Origin of the sequence: Pseudarthrobacter sulfonivorans (genome assembly GCF_001484605.1) — a bacterium.
GTDB lineage: Bacteria > Actinomycetota > Actinomycetes > Actinomycetales > Micrococcaceae > Arthrobacter > Arthrobacter sulfonivorans_A.
The window spans coordinates 3411296-3430984 of the sequence record NZ_CP013747.1 but is presented as its reverse complement, the minus strand read 5'-3'; the positions used below and the strand labels follow the sequence as shown (position 1 = coordinate 3430984).

The following is a 19689-nucleotide window of genomic DNA, read 5'->3' as shown; positions in this document are numbered from 1 at the left end:
TCGACGGTATTTCGATCTGCCAAGACGCCCCCAACTATACGAAAAACGGCATCATAGCCGCTTCAAATAGCCATCAGTCAAATAGCGATGCTCGACGAAGCTCTTCCAAGTAGGCCGTAGTCACGTTCTGTTTGCTATGTCTGTCCGTGACCAAGCGCCGTCCATGCTCGACTAGACGATCAGCGAGAGGGGTGTTCTCGTGAAGATCGCGAAGCGCAGAAGCAATCACCTCTGGACGGGAAACATCAACAAGGAGTCCTGCCTTGCCGCCATCCAAGGTCCACGGCACTCCGCCCGCGCGGTAACCGCCTATAATAGGCACGCCCGCCGCCATCGCCTCTAAAAGGCACATCGGTTGGCTCTCCTCCAGAGAGGGATGACAGAATAAGGAGGCTTCGGCTAAATGACGAGCTATTTGAGAACGAGATTGCTTGCCAAAAAAACGAACCCCTTCGGACAAATTCCGGGCCGCAGCCCACCTCGCCATCTCGTCATCTTCCCCCAAACCTGGACCGACGAGTCGCAACTCATATCCGTGCACATCCCGGTTGAAAATGCCAAAGGCCTCGATAAGTCGCCGCACGTTCTTCAACGAACTACCATCAGCAATGTCAAGGATTACTGGCATTCGTCTCGGCTGAGGGTCGGCAATCGGCAACGGAGGCGTCATGTTCGGTATTACTCTAATGGCCTTTGGGAACAGCATCTGCCGCCGCCATGTCTTGGCAAGATACGGTGATACCGCGGTAACACAGGAGGCAGACAGTCGAACCCGGTAAGCCATAAGCGTTCTAATAAGACGGTAAGCATCCGGAAGGTTCCGGAGAATCGTCAGAGGTGCATCGTGGACACTGAGAACGCATGGTTTTCGAGAAGTAACACCCACCCAACCAAACTCATATGACCAGTGTGCGCTTACCACTTCGGCGTCACTGGATGCGAGCTCACGTGCCATCAGATTCCTCTCCTTGCGGAACAGATCGAGGGCACGCTCTTTCGCCCGATTCCTGAAAGGAACAACAGAAATGGAAAATTGGGGCCCCTCTCCCCGCCAGACAGAGGTCACATCCGGAGACGCACTTATCAGGTGAACATGGTGGCCCAAGTCCAGAAGTCCGCGTACAAGATCATTGATCGGCGTACCACCGAGCCCCTCCGGCAGGCCCGCACGAGACGACTCGATATCTCCAATAAATTCCGATGGCCGACAGGGACCAAGTACGGCAATCTTCACTACGCCGGCCGCTTAGAACGACGAGATGGAGAAACTCTAAGGAAGCCCTCGCGAAGGCGGCGCGCCCACCAGAGTCCATAGCTGGCCAGGTAGTAGGCTACCCAGCTTCGGGGGGCTGCCAGTCGGAGGATTTTCATCATGGACTTCGGATTGCCAGCCCCCTTCGGCCCCACGAAGTGCTTCCATTCCGTCGCTATGGAACGCCAAGGAGGGATAGGATTCCGCGCACACGTTCCGAGGGAACCGGGCGCCAGTTTTGCACCAATAGATTTCGATTTGGCCCGGAAGCCATAATCAATGTCAGCCAAAGCATGCGAGTATGCACCATCGATGCCGCCGATCGATTCAGCAGCGAATGCAGGCACCAAGACTAGGTTCCCGTTAAAGATCTCCACTGACTCGGGAATGGACGACATCGGGCACACCTCAAAACTTAGAGGATGGAGTCCACTTCTTCTTAGGCCGGAGTACGTCACTGCGGACGAAAGCGGATCTCGCATTGGACCCACCAAGATCTGGCCAGGATATTTCAGAGACAGGTCGTGTAGTCGCTCGAAGGCATCCAGATCAAGAACGACGTCGTCGTTTATCCACGCAACATAGGGATTCTCTTTGTTATCCCGCCGAATGGCGTTGAGAACCGAGGCCTCGGCGATTGCCATACTCTTGGCCCAATATTCTGACCCAGTTCCGGTCAGTATCTCCGTGTCTGGAAACCGCGCGGAAACGGATTCCGCCGTCGAATCGTGACTGCCATCATCATAGAGAGTTATCCGCATCCCCACGTCAGCCTTTTTAGCTGCATCGTGAGCGCTCTGAATGCACTGAAGCGTAGACTCTCGTCTGTTATGGCAGGCCATAATGATATATAGATTCACATTTGCACCTAAATTAAGACTAGAAATACCAAATTACAATATTCAATGAAGGGCAGGCTTAGGTTGCCTGACTGTGGTTGCCCTCGCCCGCCCAATGCCTTCATTAGCGAAACCAGACCACATAGAATTGGAGCTATCGTGTGCACTTGATACGCTGGCTCGCGCAGAGAATCTCCCTTGGTTTACCGACGTGCGTACCGCTCGCTGATAACAGTTCTGATAAACGTCACGTTTCCGAATACGTAGCGCCGCCAGAGTCTTCGTGGCTCGCTAAGCAAGCGGAACAGCCACTCAAACCCAGCATTTCGCACCCATGCAGGCGCCTCTCGAACCGTGCCAGCAGCGAAATCAAATGCTGCACCCACCGCCACTGCAAGTAGTCCTGTTGCTTCAACCAGGCGGCGAGCCTCAAAATCCTGCTTGGGCGTCCCTAATCCGACCCAAACAATGTGGGCACCAGACCTGACAATCCTGTCGTCTTGAGCCGCGTATTCCTTAGCGGTAAGCTGTCGAAATGGAGGACTCTCCATACCAGCAATTTGTGCGTCAGGAAACTGTTTCAGCAGGTTATTACGCAGCTTTAAAAGCACTTCTTCAGTAGACCCCAAAAGAAAGTGCTTGATACCAGCAGACTGACCAACGTCAAACGTGTCAAGAAATAATTGCGGACCGCGTATCTGCCGAATAACGGGGTTCTGCCCGAAAAGCTGTGAAGCCCATGTTAGCGGTTTACCGTCAGGAAGATTTACTGCGGGCTGCTGGAGGCACTCACGATAGACCTCGGATTGGCTGGCCAATGCAACAGTGTAGGCGTTCACCAAGTGCACGTGTCTGGGCGTTCCTTGGAGTGCCATACAACACAGCTCCGAGGCCGCTTCTCTTGGGCTTGTCGAAACTACGTCGATAGTCCCAAGAGAGTGTTTGGTGCGAAGCCGTGTGGCCCCACCCGATGTTTGGTTCATGTCAGTTTCCTGCGGTTCGGGGATACGGCGCTGATTCATCTCTTGGACAATCGGCCGGCCGGATACTTGGTCGCCGGTCTAGGACCGTCATCTTGTAGCACCTCAGAGCCAGCTGACGCTGCCCCATGTACCTTCCACCCACCATTCTGGTTGCCCCTAGCCCGACGGCGGCTAGTCCCATCGGCCGCCAATGGAGTCTCATCATTCGACAATGTTGCGTCATGACCGCCGTAGGAGTAAGAATACGCGTCAGGCCCCTTCGGCGGAAGCCTATTGAGAACAACTCCCAATAGATTGGATCCAACCAGTTGCAGAGCCGCAATTGACTTGACCAAATCTTGGTGCTTGAGCTTCTGTGTTCCAACTACAAGCACCACACCGCCTACGTGTTGCGAAAGTACTGCTGCATCCGTTACCGGCAGCAGCGGCGGCGCATCGATGATGATCGTGTCGAATGCTTGTTCCAGCCTCATAATGAGTTGCTTCATCTCGGTCGATCCCAGAAGCTCACTGGGATTTGGCGGAATCTGACCAGAGGCTAGGATAAACAGATTGTCATCGCCCCACGGCTGCAACAGATCGTCTACATCGGCAAGACCTACAAGTGCGGTGGTGAGACCTGCGCTCGCGTCGATACCCATGTAGTCACCCACCATAGGCCGACGAAGATCTGCATCGATCAGACAAACGGATTCACCCGCCTGAGCCAGGGCTATCGCCAGGTTTGTAGCAGTGGTGCTTTTTCCCTCGCCAGGCAAGGACGATGTAATTAGGACGGTTTTCGCGTGCCCCGACACATTAGCGAATTGAAGGTTCGTGCGTAGTTGGCGGAACGATTCTGCTCTTGGGCTCTGAGGTGCAACCTGTGTTAGGAGAGGCTTTTTGGTCGCCTCAGCGTCAAAGGAAATGCCGCCCAATAGTGGAGCATCCGTTATGTTGCGCATATCGGCTTCGCCCCTGATACGGGTATCCGTAAGTGTCCTCAGAACGGAGAGGCCGATACCCAACGCCAGCCCAACTACCAGGCCGAGGAGCAAATTTAGACGCGTATTCGGACTGGAAGGCGCATCTGGCGCGACTGCCGGTTTGATGATTGAAAGACTCACAGGGGATGTTCCCCCCGTCTTTGGCCGCTCAAGGGAATCGACCGCGCGAATCAGGCTGGTAGCTACCGCCTCCGCCGTTGCTGCTGCCCGAACCGGCGAACCGTCCTCAACAGTAATGTTGATCAGGACCGTATCAAGGTCACTGCTCGCCGTCACTACCCTTGATAATTGGGCGGGGGTCGTCTCGAGCCCAAGGGAATCGATAGCCGGTTGAAGCACCAGGGGCGACCCAACCGTCTTCACATAAGATTGAACTCGTGCCTGAGTAAAAGTGTTACCCTGCAGGAGTTCTTGGACTGACCCCGAACTATGAGTAGCTACAAAGAGCTCTGTATCGGCTTTGTAAATGGGTTTGGCTAGAACCGAAAACACCCCTCCGACGAGGAGACCAGCCAGCGTTGCGGCAACTACTAATATCCAGTTGCGGCGCAAAATGCGCAGGTAGTCGCGTAAATCCAAAACCGGAGTCCCCCTGTAAGTTTCTGGCGTTGCCCCCACCGGCATGCTCAAGAACGGCAACATTCGTCGTCTCGGTAATTATAGCCGCCCCGTCGGGGGGGCTCAGGCCGCCGTTGTAAATCGCCATACTTGGGTAGGCAGAGCAGCCCTTACCAGTCAGCCTTCGGGCAAGCCCCGCTGACTAAGCAAGCCGCCGACATGAAAATTTAGAGGAGTGAGGCCGGACGCCAAGACGTGACCTTGCGGCTGCGCAGTCCTTCTCTGCACCCCACGCTGCCGGCTTCCACTAGCGCGGAGCCGGATTTCATGGGATAAATCCTGTCGTGGACGCCCATGGTGAGCCCACGGCCGCTTCACAACTAACTCCGCTGAGCGATCGCGCCCCGTAGCATAACGGTGTGTTTAGCGGCTTGCGCGGCTGCCCACTATGATGAGGTCGGTATTCAGCCGAGCCATCAAGCGCCCGTGGGCGCAGTATCACTTGCATTGTGGGGGCATCATGACAAAACGCGCACTAATTACCGGTATCACAGGCCAGGATGGCTCTTACCTTGCCGAGCTTTTGCTGAACAAGGGCTACGAAGTTCATGGACTCATTCGCCGGGCTTCGACTTTCAACACGGCGCGGGTCGATCACCTTTACGTAGACCCGCACGATCCGAAAGCCAAGCTTTTCCTTCACTATGGAGACCTGAGTGACGGCGCCCGGTTGGTGACGCTACTGGCGGAGATAAATCCTGACGAGGTCTACAACCTGGCAGCCCAGTCTCACGTACGTGTCTCATTTGATGAGCCTGAACACACCGCTGACACCACGGGCGTTGGTACTATTCGGCTGCTGGAAGCAGTGCGAATGTCCGGCATCAACACGAAGTTCTACCAAGCCTCGTCTTCGGAGATGTTTGGTGCGACACCACCGCCGCAGAATGAGGAAACGCCGTTCTATCCCCGTTCGCCCTACGGAGCGGCAAAGGTCTACAGCTACTGGATCACCAAGAACTACCGTGAGGCATACGGGATGTTTGCAGTCAATGGAATCCTCTTCAACCACGAATCACCTCGTCGAGGCGAAACATTTGTGACGCGTAAGATTACGCGCGCTGTGGCGGCCATCAAGGCGGGCAAGCAGGACCTGCTGTACATGGGAAATCTCGACGCCGTGCGCGACTGGGGTTACGCTGCGGAATACGTCGAAGGGATGTGGCGCATGCTTCAGGCAGACGAGCCCGATGACTTTGTCCTAGCGACGGGGGGCAACTACACGGTTCGCGATTTCCTCCAAATTTCATTTGAACACGCTGGCCTAAATTGGGAAAACCATGTCCGCTTTGACGAACGCTACCTTCGTCCCACGGAAGTTGACGCTCTTGTCGGAGACGCATCGAAAGCCCAGGAGAAGCTCGGCTGGAAGGCCTCGGTTCATACACCTGAACTGGCCAGAATCATGGTCGACGCTGACATCGAAGCCCTTAAGCATGCTGGGAATCACTGGATCGACACGGTCGAGCTCGAAAGTTGGAAGAACTAGTGTCTGAGGACGGTGTATTCGAACCAACTGCGCTGGACAGGTCGTCAAAATTCTATGTGGCGGGCCACCGCGGTCTGGTGGGCTCCGCGATCTGGCGAAACTTGGAAACCGAGGGCTTCACTAATCTTGTTGGCAAGACATCATCGGAGCTCGACCTGAAGGATCGCGACGCCGTATTCGCGTTCTTTGCTGAGTCGAAGCCGCGCTACGTGGTTCTTGCTGCTGCCAAGGTTGGTGGAATCCTCGCCAACAATACTTATCCGGTTGATTTCCTCAGTGACAACCTCCGCATTCAAGTCAACGTCCTCGACGCTGCAAGGGAACATGGAGTTGAGAGACTCCTCTTCTTGGGATCCTCCTGCATCTATCCGAAATTCGCTGAACAGCCCATACGCGAAGACTCACTGCTCACCGGCCACCTGGAGCCAACTAACGACGCCTATGCAATTGCCAAGATTGCAGGAATCATGCAGATCCAAGCTATTCGCCGGCAGTACGGCCTTCCATGGATCTCGGCCATGCCGACTAACCTGTACGGACCTGGAGACAACTTCTCGCCCACGGGTTCCCATGTCTTGCCTGCTTTGATAAGGCGCTACGACGAGGCTGCAAAGTCAGGGACCCAGGTCGTGACTAACTGGGGAACAGGATCACCGCGGCGGGAGTTCCTGCACGTGGACGACATGGCGTCAGCCTGCCTTCACCTTCTGGAAAACTACGACGGCCCGTCACAGGTCAACGTGGGCACTGGAAGCGACGTCACCATTCGTGAGCTTGCCTCGATGGTTGCATCAGCGGTCGGCTACACAGGCGAAATCGCGTGGGACACCACCAAGCCTGATGGCACGCCCAGGAAGCTACTCGATGTCTCCAAATTGGCCGATGCCGGCTGGTCTGCGTCGATCGGACTTGAAGAGGGAATTCGCAGAACAGTCGAATGGTTCAGAGAAAATTCACTCTCCGTTCGCAGCTAAGCAGCTTTTGGGAATGGGGGATGCTCGGTGAGTGAGGACGCCAATTGGCGCAGGCGTTCTTCGCGGCGCTTACGGATAGTTGACGCCTTCGTCGTCGTTTGGGCTGTCGTGGGTGCGTTCCTGATACGGTTCGGACTTGACCCAGAATTTAGTTCTGCGGGCCAGGACATCCCGTACGTATGGTTTTCGGTGGTCCTCGCTGCCGCGTGGTGGTTGATGCTGGGCGCTTGGAATAGTCGTCAGAGCCGTATCCTCGGGTCCGGACCGGACGAATATAAACGCGTAGCAGCGGCGTCTCTTTGGCTGTTTGGCATTATTGCAATTGTTTCCTACGTATTCAGGATTGACACAGCACGCGGATACGTTGGTTTAGCGCTTCCCGTCGGGCTACTTGGACTCCTGCTTGGTCGATGGCTCATCAGGCAACACCTCAGCATCAAGCGCGGACAGGGCTACAGCATGTCCCGTCTTCTCTTGGTGGGCGGACCCGGTGCTGTCGCGCACCTGGCATCCTCATTGAAAAGCGCAAAGCATGCCGGCTACCTTCCCGTCGGCGTTTACATGCCTGGGACCGAAAGCGACCATGGAGTCGAACCAAATTCGGGACTTGCGATTATGGGGCACAAACCCGACACACGTTCCATAGTCGCCGCTTTAGATGCCTGCGGGGCCGATGCCGTAGCCGTCTCCGCAGGCGTTCAATTGCATCCTCAGACGCTCAGACAGTTGGGCTGGGAACTGGCTGCTCGGAATATCGGGCTGATAATGGCACCAGCGCTCACGGACATTGCTGGGCCTCGGATTCATACACAGCAGGTCGCAGGTTTACCTCTGATCCATGTCACGACGCCGACGCTTGAAGCAGGCCAACGTGTCGCCAAACGGCTTTTTGACCTCTTTGCAGCGGGCCTTCTGCTCTTGCTGGCATCACCCGCAATGCTCCTCGTAGTCGCCCTGATAAGGATGGATAGCGCGGGTCCGGTCTTTTTCCGTCAGGAACGAGTAGGAATGGAAGGGAACCATTTCTATATGCTCAAGTTCCGCTCTATGGTGATCGACGCCGAAGCCCGCCTTGCAGAATTAGCACGGAAGAACGAAGGCAGTGGCCCGCTATTTAAGATGAAGAATGACCCACGAGTGACGCGCATTGGCGGCTTCCTGCGGCGATTCAGCGTCGACGAATTGCCGCAGCTGCTAAACGTCCTCAGTGGATCAATGAGTCTTGTTGGCCCTCGCCCTCCTCTTCCCCGGGAAGTCGAAGCATATGAAAGCGACGTTCGTCGTCGTCTGCTGGTCAAGCCCGGGCTCACGGGGCTGTGGCAGGTTAGTGGCCGCTCCAATCTGTCGTGGCAGGACTCTGTCCGACTGGACCTGTACTACGTAGAAAACTGGTCGCTAGCCGGCGACCTCGTAATCATCCTCCGAACAGTCCGTGCTGTCTTTCGCAGCACTGGCGCCTACTAATCTCGCTGAGCTCGTTTCGACGCGACGCGGACAACTGACCCCTTGGGGAAGGAATCATCACAATGCGCATATCGGTAATCGGCTGCGGGTATCTGGGAGCTGTTCACGCGGCGTGCATGGCGAAGTTGGGCCACGAGGTGGTCGGCATCGATGTGGACGCGCGGAAAATCGAAGAACTGTCCGCAGCACGTGCACCCTTTTACGAACCGGGACTTGATGACCTCCTGCGGGAGGTTCAGGAAACGGGACGGCTATCGTTCACCAGCGAGCTCTCGGCCGCTGCGGGAAGCGCTGTGCATTTCATTTGTGTCGGCACGCCTCAGAAAAAGGGAGAAAACGGTGCTGATCTGACGTACGTGGATGCCGCCGCAACAGGACTTCTTCCCTATCTTTCTCCAGGTGACGTCGTGGTAGGAAAGTCGACAGTACCTGTGGGAACGGCCTCACGTCTGGCGGGCCTTCTCCGCGCAGAACAACCCGATGCGCACTTGGTTTGGAATCCAGAATTCCTTCGTGAAGGCCATGCCGTTGCGGATACTCTCCACCCCGACCGATTCGTTTATGGGGTTTTCGACGGTTCTGAGGACCATCCTGCCGTTGCCGTTCTGGATGACGTTTACGCGGCTCCGCGCGCAGCGGGCACTCCCCGACTCGTCACCGACCACCCGACCGCGGAACTCGTGAAGGCTGCGGCAAATTCGTTCTTGGCCACCAAAATTTCTTTCATCAACGCCATGGCTGAAGTATGCGAAGCGGCCGGAGCAGACGTTACCCAACTCGCTGACGCTATCGGCATGGATGATCGGATTGGTCGGAAATTCCTCAATGCGGGAATTGGCTTCGGCGGAGGGTGCTTACCGAAGGACATCCGTGCATTCATGGCCCGCGCCGGAGAGCTCGGCGCCGATCAGGCGCTGACGTTTCTTCGCGAGGTAGACGCCATCAACATGCGTCGCCGAACTCGTGTAGTAGAGCTTGCCCGCGACTTGTGCGATGGCTCCTTGCTTGGCAAACGGATCACGGTATTGGGCGCCGCATTTAAGCCTGAAAGCGATGACGTTCGTGACTCGCCGGCGCTCAGCATTGCCGCGCAGCTCCAATTGCAAGGTGCTGTGGTGACAGTGACGGACCCGAAAGCGCTGGCAAACGCCGCGCGCAGGTTCCCGGAACTCCACTACGAAACCGATGCGGCGACAGCCGTCCAGAACGCGGATGCTTTGTTGTTACTAACTGAATGGCAGGAATACCGAGACCTAGATCCCTACGCGTTAGCGAGGTCGGTCGCACTGCCTCGCGTTCTTGATGGCCGAAACGTCCTGGACGCCGATAAATGGCGTGCGGCCGGGTGGACCTACCGCGGCCTAGGGAGACCCTGACGATGACGGAAAACGTCGGTTCCAGCACTCGGAATCCTCCAAGGTCTCGCCAGAGGCACAACCGCCGACCTCTGCTGCTGCCTCTGGTGGCCGTGGGCGTCTTGTTGCTCATCACAGTTACGGGAGCGGCTTGGTTGGCAAGCAAAGCGTCCGCGATAGACTCCGAACTCAACGCGGCAACTCTTCTAATCCAGCCGCTGAAGGAGGCAATTACTGGTGACAACCCCGGCGACGCGGCTGCTACAGTCAAACAACTTCGCGCTCACACCACAGCAGCGAACGAAGCTGCCAACGACCCAATCTGGAAGTTAGCATCGAGCTTGCCCGGCCTCGGCTCCAACTTCAGCGCTGTGTCCGAGGTTGCACGCTCGGCGGATGACGTGACCAGCCTAGGTCTCGAACCGCTAGTGAAGGTTTACAGCACCCTCGATTGGCAGGCACTTCTTCCCAGCGGCACGGGTACTGACCTCGGTCCACTCCAGGCAGCGTCTCCAAGCGTCTCGGCTGCAGCGAATGCCGTCCGGTTGTCAGCGGATCGGCTAAATCAGATCGATATTGGCAAGCTGGTACCTCAAGTAGCGGACCCGTTGACTCGTGCAAGGGACCAGTTGCAGAACGCGACCGGGGCTCTCGACGCGGCCGCCAATGCCGCGAACATCGCGCCTGGAATGCTCGGCTCGCAAACCCCACGCAACTATCTCCTCATGATCCAAAACAATGCCGAGAGTCGGTCCTCAGGCGGCATACCTGGGGCGCTAGCCGTTCTCAGCCTCGACAAGGGCACGCTGTCACTTGGCTCACAGAGCAGCGCGAGTGACATCGGCGTCATGGCGCCAATAGTGCCGTTGGACCCGGAGCAGCAACAGATCTACTCCGGGCGCGTGGGCAAGTTTATGCAGGATGTGAACTTGACGCCGGACTTTCCAACAGCCGCCAGCACTGCTCAGGCCATGTGGGAGAGAAAGACCGGACAGCGTGTTGACGGTGTGATCTCCATCGACCCGGTGGCATTGGGCTACATCTTGGATGCCACCGGTCCCGTAACAATCACGCATCCGGAGCTCGTGGCACTCGCATCCGTAGGCTTGCCCACAGAGCTTACCGGCAAGAACGTCGTGCAGACGTTGCTCTCTGACGTATATGCAAAGATCGAGCAGCCCGCTCTCCAAGATGTCTACTTCGCCGGTGTTGCTCAGGAAATTTTTGCAGCCTTGTCGGAAGGTAGGGGGAACGCCACGGGCATAATCGCCGGGCTCAGTCGCGGGACCGATGAAGGTCGTGTTCTCGTCTGGTCCGGACTGGCGGCGGAACAGTCAGTAATAGCCAAGTACACCGTTAGCGGATCCATTGCTGGACCTAGCGTTGCCCCAGCCCAATTCGGTGTCTACTTCAACGATGGCACGGGCGCAAAGATGGATTACCACGTGAAGCGAACCGTTCAACTAGTGAAGGAATGCTCCAGAGACGGTTACGAGCAAACAACTGTTCGCGTTACGAGCACAAACACTGCACCAGCCGACGCCGCAACGTCGCTGCCGGCCTACGTCACCGGTGGTGGGGCTTTCGGCGTGCCCGCGGGATCAGTTCAAACCAACATCGTGGCGTACGGTCCCGTCCAAGCAAACGTAGAAACTGCCAAGGTCGACGGTCAGAGCACTGACTTCGCTCCATTCGTCCACAGCAACAGGCCCGTGGGCGTTCTGGCTATCAAGCTCGCCCCAGGCGAAAGCCGGACAGTCGAATTCACATTCGGCAAGATCGTGCAACACACCGAGCCCAACGTCGTTGTCACACCCACTGTCCAAGCTGTCAAGGATGTGATCTTGCCCACAGAAATTCTGCCATGCGGGCAATAGGTATGGACGGTGCGTTAACACTATGTAAACCGACTGGATTGAGATTGCTGGCTGCTCGATGCGGGTGGTAACGTCTCTATGGGATATATATCCGGGATTTCTGCACAGGTCTCGTGCGGAGAGGAACCTCCTCAATTCGGGTACACGAAAAAACTTAAACGTCTCCGGGGGGACAACAATGAAAAAAACGCTCGCAGCACTCGCACTTGCAGGATCTCTCGCACTCGTCGGCACCGCGCCGGCCATCGCCGCCAACTACCCGCCCATCCCGCCGCAGGCCGCCGTGTCTGACGGCACCGTTGGCCCGGGCGAAACGTTCGTCTTCCGCGGACGCGGCCCCTTCGCTGGCGAATCCCTCACCATCACCGTGACCCCGGGCAACCCGCCGGCAGCAAGCGGCGCCACCATCGGTGGCACTTCAGTATCGGCAAAGATCCCCGTCTTCCAGGCGCCGCAGACCTTCCCCGGTCAGGCGGACGCACAGGGCAACTTTTCCGTGCCGATCACCATCAACACCGCCGGCACTTTCTTCATCACCGCCACGGGTAACATCTCGGGTAACTCGACTGCCCCCATCACGGTTGTTGTGGACCCGAGCTTCGCCAGCAACGGTGCACCGCTGTCCAACACGGGCGGCGCTCCGCTCGCAAACACCGGAGCCGGCCTTGCCAACACCGGCGCCGACTCGGGCCTGATCCTGTGGACCCTGGTGGGCGCAGGCGCACTGGCTGCAGGCGCAGCCTCCGTGGTTGTTGTTCGCCGCCGCGCAAAGAACGAGGTTGCTGCCTAACCGCAGCACTCACTAGCACCAACGAGGGTGGGTGGTTCTCCGGGAAACCGGAGAACCACCCACCCTCTGCGTTTATGGTTTCGACAGGCTCAACCACCGGCGAGACAGGCTCAACCACCGAGCTGACAGGATCAAGCGCCGAACTAACAGGCTCGACCACTGACCCTGTGGTATTTATTAGAACTATGGGGAGACATTGGCGCAGAACACCATGGGAGTTCGATTTCTCTGTTCCCCTCCCACGACCTCAGGCGCTCCTCTACATACTTCTCGTAGTGCTGGCCGTAGCCGCCCTGGGAATGGCCACGCTGGCCCTGCTGAGAACAACCTGAGAGCCCGTTGAAAGGCCCATCTAACCCGAGGCTCTGGCGTGCTGTCCTGATAGGCATGTTGGTGCCGCTGGCGTTGATCGCATTCTGGCCCAGCCCCGTCGATCAACCCGTCCAGGGCGAGCTCTCCAGCGCCCTGGAATTCCTCCACGCCCACGGAATTCCTGCGTGGTTCAGTTACCAATTTGTCGAAGCATCCGCCAATGTAGCGCTCTTTATTCCGTTCGGCGCAGTTGCGGCCTTGGCGTATCCGAAAAAACACCTGTGGAAGATCGGGATTCTTGGGCTGATAGTCTCCAGCTGCATCGAACTGGGCCAGCTCCTGTTTCTTCACAACCGGTTCGCGAGCCCGTCAGATCTTGTCACAAACACCGGAGGGGCCGTAATTGGCGCTCTCCTGGTCGCTGCGGCCCTTAGACGCCTACAGGCCCACAGCTGGTCAGCGGCGGGCCTGTAGGGCGTCACAGAAGCATCAGGAGTTAGCCAACGAAAGCCTTCAGCCACGTCTTCAAGTCCTCGCCGAACTCCACTCGCTCGGAAGCCAGCGTGATGACTGCCTTGAGGTAGCTCAGCTTGTCGCCGGTATCGTAGCGGCGGCCTTTGAAGACCACGCCATACACGCCAGATCCTTCTCCGTCGCCGGCGGCGAGAGTCTGCAGGGCATCCGTCAGCTGAATCTCCCCGCCGCGGCCCGGTTCCGTTTTCTCCAGGACGCCAAAGACGGACGGGTGCAGCACGTACCGGCCGATGACGGCTAGGTTGGACGGCGCCTCGTCCGCGGCTGGCTTCTCCACCAGGCTGTTGACGCGGACAAAGTCCTCGCCCTCAATGGCCGTAATGTCAGCGCAGCCATACGCACTGATCTCTGAGGGGTCCACCTCGATGAGCGCGATAACCGAACCGCCGGTCTTCTGCTGCACCTCGATCATGGTGGTGAGGAGGGTCTCGGCCTCATCAATGAGGTCGTCACCCAGAAGGACGGCGAACGGTTCGTTGCCAACGTGCTGGCTGGCGCACAGCACCGCGTGGCCCAGGCCCTTGGCTTCGCCTTGGCGGACGTAGTGGATTGGACCAAGATCAGAGGCTTCGTGGACCAGGTCCAGGCGACCCTGATCGCCCTTCAGCTCAAGCGCGCGCTCCAGTCCGGGTTCACGGTCAAAGTGGTCCTCAAGGGCGCGCTTGCTACGCCCCGTGATCATCAAAATGTCGTCGAGGCCGGCCTTGACGGCTTCCTCGACGACGTACTGGATGGCCGGGCGGTCAACCACCGGCAGCATTTCCTTCGGCATTGCCTTGGTGGCGGGCAGGAAGCGAGTCCCCAGGCCGGCAGCAGGAATGACGGCTTTGGTAATAGATTTCCCCATTGTCATAGGTGAACCTTACAAATCGTTGGGGGAATCTCGCAATTGAGTGATTTGATTTCGGCAAGCTCAATCACCGGCTTGGGCGGGCGCAATCACCGACCTTCGAAGGCAGGCGCCCGCTTCTCTTGGAACGCCCTGAAGCCTTCGGCATAGTCCGCGCTTTTGCAGAGCCGGGCCTGCTCAGCGTTTTCCTCGGCCATGGCGTCCCACAGCCCCAGCCGCTGGTCGCGGATGTGTGCCACCAGCTCCTTGCTCGCCGTGAACGCGCCCGTGGCGCCGGCGGCAACCTTCGTCACAATTTCCCGGGTGTTGGCCAACAATTCATTCGCAGGCATCGCCCGGCTGAACATCCCCTGCGCCACGGCCTCCGTCCCGGACATGAGCTCTGCCGTGTAGATCAGGTCCAACGTCCGGTGCATGCCCAGTCGCTCCGTGAAGTACCAGTGCCCGCCCGAATCCAGTGTGGCGCCCAGCTTGGCGAACGGCGAGCCGAACTTGGCGTTCTCCGCCACGTACACCACGTCCGTGGCCAGCAGCAGGCCCAGCCCCACCCCCAGGCAGGCGCCATGTGCCGCGGCGAAGGTAGGTGCCGGGAATGCGCTCATCTTCTGCAGCAGCGGCTGCACCAGCCCGCCCAGGTACGCTTCGGCGTCGTCCGTCTCCGGCGTCACGGCCGAAATGTCACGGCCCGCGCAGAAGGCGCGGCCCTCTCCCCTGAGCAGCAGCGCCCGCACCTCACCGCGCGAGGCGGCGGCAGCGGCCTCGTCGTACGCCTGTGTTAAATCAGTGAGCGCCTGTTCGTCGAGCGAGTTCAGCTTGTGGGGCGCGTCCAGGACCACTTCGGCGACATTGTTGACGATGGAGAGGGAGATCAATGAGTCCTTCTTTCTTGGATTTCGACAGGCTCAATCACCGATCACACGTCGAAGTCGACTGTTACTTCTTTGCTCGTGGGGTGGCTCTGGCAGGTCAGGACGTACCCCTTGTCCAGTTCATCCTGCTCCAGCGCGTAGTTTTCGTCCATGGTCACGGTGCCGGTGACCAGTTTGGCGCGGCACGTGCCGCACACTCCCCCGGCGCACGCGAACGGCACGTCCGCGCGGACCCGCAGCGCGGCGTTCAGGATCGATTCGCGGGCGTGCGTGGGGCTGGCCACGTCGCCCTGCAGGCCGTCCAGCTTGAAGGTGATCTTGTACGTCTCCTGGGACTCGTCCACCACCACGGGGCGGCCGGCGTGGCCCTCTGGGCGGTCCGGCTTGCCCGACGTGAACAGTTCGAACCGCACGTGCTCCGGCTTCACCCCGCGCTCGGCCAGGGTGTCCCGGCACAGCTGCACCAGCTCGAACGGCCCGCACAGGAACCACTCGTCCACATCGTCCGCGTGGATGGCGGTGCCCAGCAGCTGCTGGAGCTTCCCGGCGTCGATCCGTCCGCTGAGCAACGGCGCGATCCGCTGCTCCCGGGACAGCACGTGGTGGATGGCCAGCCGCTGCGGGTACTTGTCCTTCAGGTCCGCCAGCTCCTCCAGGAACATCACGTCCATGGCGGCCTTGTTGGCGTAGATCAGGTCAAAGCGCGTCTCCGGGTTGGCGGCCAGCAGCGTGCGGGCGATCGCGATCACCGGGGTGATGCCGCTCCCCGCAGCGATGGCCACAAACGTGCCCGCCCCGTTCGACGCGGCCTCCCCCGCCAGCTCCTCCGGGTGGTTCATGGAGTTCATGACGTTCTGCTCCACGGCCTTGCCGTCCCGGCCGTGCTTGGACACAAAAGCGCCCATGGGGCTCATGACGTCCAGGGTGTCCCCCGCCTTCAGCTCCGCGTTGGCCCACGTGGAGAACAGCCCGCCCAGGTCCTGCTTCACAGCCACCCGGATCTCGCTGCTGCCGTCCGGGAACGTGCGTGGCTCGGCGCAGATGGAGTAGCTGCGGCGGATCTCGTGCGGCTCGCCGCTCTCATCCGGCAGCGTGGTGCGCAGGGCCACGTACTGGCCGGGCAGGTAGTCGAACTGGCCGGCGAGCTCTTGGGGGACGCCGAACGTGACCTCGATGGCGTCCTCGGTCAGGCGGCGCACCTCATTGACGGTCAGGGTGTGGAAGGACGGACGACGGCGGCCGCTGGCTAGCGCCGATTCGGCGGCGGTCTGGCGCACAACAGGCATGGGGCTTCCTTACAGGACTTTGAAGTAGTCGAACGGTTCCAGGCAGTCCTTGCAGACGTACAGCGCCTTGCAGGACGTGGAGCCGAAGCGGGTGAGCTCCTTGGTGTTCAGGCTGGAGCACTGGGGGCATTTCACGGCCATTTTGAGCCTGATGGGGCCGCTGTGGCCGCCGGCTGCTGCCATGCCCGACGGCGGCGCGATGCCGTACTCCTGCAGCTTCGCCTTCCCTGCGGCCGTCATCCAGTCGGTGGTCCAGGCCGGGGCGAGGACCAGGTCCACCTCTGCTTTGTAGCCTTCCTTGGCGAACGCCTTTTTCAGGTCATCGCGGATGGCGTCCATGGCCGGGCAGCCCGAGTACGTGGGTGTGATGGTGACGCGGACTCCGTGGTCCGCTGTGATCTGCACGTCGCGGAGGATGCCCAGGTCCTCGATGGTGAGCACCGGGATCTCGGGATCGCAGACCGTGGCGGCGATGTCCCACGCCTGCTGCTGTTGTGTCTGCTCACCCGCAGCGGTGGCCACGGCCGTCACCAGCTTGCTCCGGGGTACTCGCGCGCCAGCACCTGCATCTCCGCGAGGAGGTAACCTAGGTGCTCGGAGTGCCGGCCGTGCCGACCGCCGCCGGGGGCAGCCGGCCCGTCCGGCACCTCCAGCTCGGCTTCTTTGAGGACTTCGCCGGTCAGGCGGTCAAAGTCGGCGCGCAGGCTGGAAGGCTCGACGGCGGCGCCCGTTTCAGTCAGGCGGGTGGTCAACTCGTCGTCCTGAAACAGCTCGGCAACGTAGGGCCACATCTGCTTCAGGCCTTGGATCATCCGGGTGCGGGATTCGTCCGTGCCGCCGGCCAGGCGGAGGACCCACTGGGCGCTGTGGTCCCGGTGGTAGTCCACTTCCTTCACGGCCTTGGCGGCGATGGCGGCCAGGGTGGCGTCTGTGGATTGCGTGAGGCCGCGGTAGAGCTCGAACTGGTAATAGCTCACCACGAACTGCCGGGCAATGGTGGCCGCGAAGTCGCCGTTGGGCTGCTCAAAGATGGCCGCCGACCGGAACTCGTGCTCGCGCCGGAAGTACGCCAGATCATCCTCGGTCTTGTCCCAGGCGCCGCCAGCGTAGGTGAGGAAGCTCCGGGCATGGCCCAGCTGGTCCAGGGCGATGTTGCCCAGGGCCACGTCCTCCTCCAGCTCGGGGCCGCGGGAGATCCAGTGGCCCAGGCGCTGCGCGAGGATCAGGCCGTCGTCCCCGAGACGCAGCGCGTACTCGGCCACGTCCTCGGTGGGCCTGGCCAGGCCGGTGCGGACCTCCAGGGCGATGTCCTCCGGGCGCAGTGCGTTGCCGGGGGTGATGCGGGTGGCGGATTCGTTGCTCACAGGTGCTTCACCCCTTCGCTCTTGGTGTAGTACGTGGCGTGCCGGTAGTCCTTGCCCTGCGGGGACTCGAAGAATGAACCCTTGGAGTCGGGATCGCTGGCGGCGATGGCGTCGGCCGGGACCACCCAGATGGATACGCCCTCATTGCGGCGGGTGTAGAGGTCGCGGGCGTTGCGCAGTGCCATGGCGGCATCCGGCGCATGCAGGGATCCGGCGTGGACGTGGGACAGGCCGCGGCTCGACCGGACAAAGACCTCCCACAAGCCCCACGCCCTTTCGGTGGTTGAGCCTGTCGAAACCTCCGGGCCTTGTGTCTCGCTCATGCTGCGTATTCCTTTGTCTTCAGTGACTGTTTTGCTGCATAGGCCGCGGCTGCTTCGCGGACCCAGGCGCCGTCGTCGTGCGCTTCCCTCCGGCGCCCAAGGCGCTGGGCGTTGCAGGGGCCGCGGCCGGCGAGGACTTCGTGGAACTCGTTCCAGTCCAGCGGGCCGTGCTCCCACTTTTTGGTGTCCTCGTTGAAGCGGATCTCGCTGTCCGGGAGGGTGAGGCCCAGCACGCGGACCTGCTCCACCATCATTCCCACGAAGCGGCTGCGGAGTTCGTCGTTGCTGAAGCGCTTGATATTCCAGGCCATGGACTGGCGGGAGTTGGGCGAATCGTCGTCCGGCGGGCCGAACATCATCAGCGCCGGGGCGTACCAGCGGTTCACCGCGTCCTGGGCCATCTGCTTCTGCTCTTGGGTGCCGTGGGCTAGTTCCAGCAGGATCTCGAAGCCCTGCCGCTGGTGGAACGACTCTTCCTTGCAGACGCGCACCATGGCGCGGCCGTAGGGGCCGTAGGAGGCGCGGCACAGCGGCACCTGGTTGCAGATGGCGGCGCCGTCCACCAGCCAGCCGATCGCACCCATGTCCGCCCAGGTCAGGGCCGGGTAGTTGAAGATGCTGGAGTAGCGGGCCTTGCCGGCGATGAGATCGGCCATCATCTTGTCGCGGCTCTGGCCGAGCGTCTCGGCGGCGGAGTACAGGTAGAGCCCGTGGCCGGCTTCGTCCTGGACCTTGGCCATGAGGATGGCCTTGCGCTTCAGGCTGGGCGCGCGGGATATCCAGTTGGCTTCCGGCTGCATCCCGATGATCTCGGAGTGCGCGTGCTGGGAGATCTGGCGCAGGAGAGTCTTGCGGTAAGCGTCCGGCATCCAGTCTTTTGGTTCAATGCGGGAGTCTTCGGCGATCACGCGGTCAAAGTTGGCCTGACCGTCCGCGTCTTGGCTGTCCTTGGCCTGGCTGTCCGCGTTGCGCTGGGCGTTGGCTTCCATGGTTGCTCCTATGCACCTGCCTGGATTGGTTCGATTTATTTACCGACCGTTCGTTCAGGATATGCGCAGGGCGCGGAGGGCGTCAAGGAGGGTGCCGGTGGGTTGAGCTTGCCGAAACCGGGCCGCGGCGAGCTCAACCACCGGGCCGCGACGACGCGCATATCCCTTGTCGACTCGCATATCCGCTGACGCGGCCCATATTTCGCGCGCGTCAGAGCGGAGGCGCGTCGAGAGTAGACGTGCGTGTCGACCTGCGGCGTCAAAATTTCGACAAGCTCAATCACCGGGCGGACATTGCGCAATCGTCGCAAAAGCGAGGGAGGGATTGGGCAGCATGCTCACGAACAACAGGGCGCAGGTCAAGGCCGCAGTCCGGGCGACCGCCGGCCACCGCGCGGCGAGGGATCCTGCGACGCGTGGAGTCTCAGCTGGCTTCGTACGCACTGCTTTTCAGATGCCCTTCCACGACGTTGACGTCGGAAGGCGCCCATAAAGTGCAGAGAACCGTCCCGTCCCCCAAGGGGAACCTAGCCCC

Annotated in this window: 18 protein-coding genes; 7 read left to right on the top strand and 11 right to left on the bottom strand. The window is 59.9% G+C overall.

What is annotated here, in order from left to right:
- Window positions 1–73 precede the first annotated feature (73 nt).
- The 4 genes from AU252_RS24900 to AU252_RS15490 all read right to left on the bottom strand — a co-directional run bounded on the left by AU252_RS24900 (window position 74) and on the right by AU252_RS15490 (window position 4702).
- Window positions 74–1234, bottom strand: a complete 1161-nt coding sequence (locus tag AU252_RS24900; protein ID WP_083510430.1) for a glycosyltransferase — start codon at window positions 1232–1234, stop codon at window positions 74–76.
- Window positions 1234–2094 carry a glycosyltransferase family 2 protein gene (locus tag AU252_RS23315; RefSeq protein WP_083510429.1) on the bottom strand — a complete coding sequence of 287 codons (861 nt, stop codon included), beginning with the start codon at window positions 2092–2094 and terminating at the stop codon, window positions 1234–1236. Before AU252_RS23315 ends, AU252_RS24900 begins: the two co-directional genes overlap by 1 nt.
- A 200-nt stretch (window positions 2095–2294) precedes the next feature.
- Entirely contained in the window at window positions 2295–2930 is a 636-nt protein-coding gene (locus AU252_RS23310; RefSeq protein WP_240484405.1) for a WecB/TagA/CpsF family glycosyltransferase, read from the bottom strand.
- 179 nt (window positions 2931–3109) lie between these two features.
- On the bottom strand, window positions 3110–4702 hold the full coding sequence (locus AU252_RS15490) for a polysaccharide biosynthesis tyrosine autokinase (RefSeq protein WP_058931493.1): 1593 nt from the start codon (window positions 4700–4702) through the stop codon (window positions 3110–3112).
- A gap of 436 nt (window positions 4703–5138) precedes the next feature.
- On the opposite strand from AU252_RS15490, the gene gmd reads away from it, so the two are divergent.
- The 7 genes from gmd to AU252_RS15455 all read left to right on the top strand — a co-directional run bounded on the left by gmd (window position 5139) and on the right by AU252_RS15455 (window position 13413).
- Window positions 5139–6167 (top strand): GDP-mannose 4,6-dehydratase, encoded by a 1029-nt coding sequence (gene gmd / locus AU252_RS15485; protein WP_058931492.1) that lies wholly within the window; start codon window positions 5139–5141, stop codon window positions 6165–6167.
- Entirely contained in the window at window positions 6167–7141 is a 975-nt protein-coding gene (locus AU252_RS15480; protein WP_058931491.1) for a GDP-L-fucose synthase family protein, read from the top strand. Before gmd ends, AU252_RS15480 begins: the two co-directional genes overlap by 1 nt.
- Window positions 7142–7168: 27 nt before the next feature.
- A complete protein-coding gene (locus AU252_RS15475; protein WP_058931490.1) occupies window positions 7169–8605 on the top strand; it encodes a sugar transferase in 1437 nt (478 codons plus the stop codon).
- 62 nt (window positions 8606–8667) lie between these two features.
- The gene (locus AU252_RS15470; protein WP_058931489.1) at window positions 8668–9981 is read left to right on the top strand and encodes a UDP-glucose dehydrogenase family protein; all 1314 of its coding nucleotides are present in this window, start codon (window positions 8668–8670) and stop codon (window positions 9979–9981) included.
- Between the two features lie 2 nt (window positions 9982–9983).
- Complete coding sequence (locus AU252_RS15465; RefSeq protein WP_083510595.1) at window positions 9984–11837, top strand: DUF4012 domain-containing protein; 1854 nt, start codon at window positions 9984–9986, stop codon at window positions 11835–11837.
- A gap of 178 nt (window positions 11838–12015) precedes the next feature.
- The gene (locus AU252_RS15460) at window positions 12016–12627 is read left to right on the top strand and encodes an LPXTG cell wall anchor domain-containing protein (protein WP_058931488.1); all 612 of its coding nucleotides are present in this window, start codon (window positions 12016–12018) and stop codon (window positions 12625–12627) included.
- 387 nt (window positions 12628–13014) lie between these two features.
- Window positions 13015–13413: a VanZ family protein gene (locus AU252_RS15455; RefSeq protein ID WP_058931487.1), complete on the top strand. Its 399-nt coding sequence runs from the start codon at window positions 13015–13017 to the stop codon at window positions 13411–13413.
- A gap of 22 nt (window positions 13414–13435) precedes the next feature.
- Here the strand turns inward: AU252_RS15455 and galU are convergent, their stop codons facing one another.
- The 7 genes from galU to paaA all read right to left on the bottom strand — a co-directional run bounded on the left by galU (window position 13436) and on the right by paaA (window position 19154).
- The gene (gene galU, locus AU252_RS15450) at window positions 13436–14326 is read right to left on the bottom strand and encodes a UTP--glucose-1-phosphate uridylyltransferase GalU (protein ID WP_058931486.1); all 891 of its coding nucleotides are present in this window, start codon (window positions 14324–14326) and stop codon (window positions 13436–13438) included.
- 86 nt (window positions 14327–14412) lie between these two features.
- Window positions 14413–15195: an enoyl-CoA hydratase/isomerase family protein gene (locus AU252_RS15445; RefSeq protein ID WP_058931485.1), complete on the bottom strand. Its 783-nt coding sequence runs from the start codon at window positions 15193–15195 to the stop codon at window positions 14413–14415.
- A gap of 41 nt (window positions 15196–15236) precedes the next feature.
- Complete coding sequence (gene paaE, locus AU252_RS15440; protein ID WP_058931484.1) at window positions 15237–16478, bottom strand: 1,2-phenylacetyl-CoA epoxidase subunit PaaE; 1242 nt, start codon at window positions 16476–16478, stop codon at window positions 15237–15239.
- A 9-nt stretch (window positions 16479–16487) separates the two neighbouring features.
- Window positions 16488–17009, bottom strand: coding sequence for a 1,2-phenylacetyl-CoA epoxidase subunit PaaD (paaD, locus tag AU252_RS15435; protein ID WP_058931483.1), 522 nt, complete (start codon window positions 17007–17009; stop codon window positions 16488–16490).
- Window positions 17006–17842 (bottom strand): 1,2-phenylacetyl-CoA epoxidase subunit PaaC, encoded by an 837-nt coding sequence (paaC, locus tag AU252_RS15430; protein ID WP_058931482.1) that lies wholly within the window; start codon window positions 17840–17842, stop codon window positions 17006–17008. Before paaC ends, paaD begins: the two co-directional genes overlap by 4 nt.
- The gene (gene paaB, locus AU252_RS15425; protein WP_058931481.1) at window positions 17839–18165 is read right to left on the bottom strand and encodes a 1,2-phenylacetyl-CoA epoxidase subunit PaaB; all 327 of its coding nucleotides are present in this window, start codon (window positions 18163–18165) and stop codon (window positions 17839–17841) included. Before paaB ends, paaC begins: the two co-directional genes overlap by 4 nt.
- On the bottom strand, window positions 18162–19154 hold the full coding sequence (gene paaA / locus AU252_RS15420; protein ID WP_058931480.1) for a 1,2-phenylacetyl-CoA epoxidase subunit PaaA: 993 nt from the start codon (window positions 19152–19154) through the stop codon (window positions 18162–18164). Before paaA ends, paaB begins: the two co-directional genes overlap by 4 nt.
- Window positions 19155–19689: the final 535 nt, after the last annotated feature.

Excerpts from the sequence above, each read along its gene's own strand:
- AU252_RS23315 (WP_083510429.1), bottom strand. The coding sequence starts at position 2,094 with ATGGCCTGCCATAACAGACGAGAGTCTACGCTTCAGTGCATTCAGAGC.
- AU252_RS15490 (WP_058931493.1), bottom strand. The coding sequence starts at position 4,702 with ATGTTGCCGTTCTTGAGCATGCCGGTGGGGGCAACGCCAGAAACTTAC.
- gmd (WP_058931492.1), top strand. The coding sequence starts at position 5,139 with ATGACAAAACGCGCACTAATTACCGGTATCACAGGCCAGGATGGCTCT.
- AU252_RS15470 (WP_058931489.1), top strand. The coding sequence starts at position 8,668 with ATGCGCATATCGGTAATCGGCTGCGGGTATCTGGGAGCTGTTCACGCG.
- AU252_RS15465 (WP_083510595.1), top strand. The coding sequence starts at position 9,984 with ATGACGGAAAACGTCGGTTCCAGCACTCGGAATCCTCCAAGGTCTCGC.
- AU252_RS15460 (WP_058931488.1), top strand. The coding sequence starts at position 12,016 with ATGAAAAAAACGCTCGCAGCACTCGCACTTGCAGGATCTCTCGCACTC.
- AU252_RS15455 (WP_058931487.1), top strand. The coding sequence starts at position 13,015 with ATGTTGGTGCCGCTGGCGTTGATCGCATTCTGGCCCAGCCCCGTCGAT.
- galU (WP_058931486.1), bottom strand. The coding sequence starts at position 14,326 with ATGACAATGGGGAAATCTATTACCAAAGCCGTCATTCCTGCTGCCGGC.
- paaE (WP_058931484.1), bottom strand. The coding sequence starts at position 16,478 with ATGCCTGTTGTGCGCCAGACCGCCGCCGAATCGGCGCTAGCCAGCGGC.
- paaB (WP_058931481.1), bottom strand. The coding sequence starts at position 18,165 with ATGAGCGAGACACAAGGCCCGGAGGTTTCGACAGGCTCAACCACCGAA.
- paaA (WP_058931480.1), bottom strand. The coding sequence starts at position 19,154 with ATGGAAGCCAACGCCCAGCGCAACGCGGACAGCCAGGCCAAGGACAGC.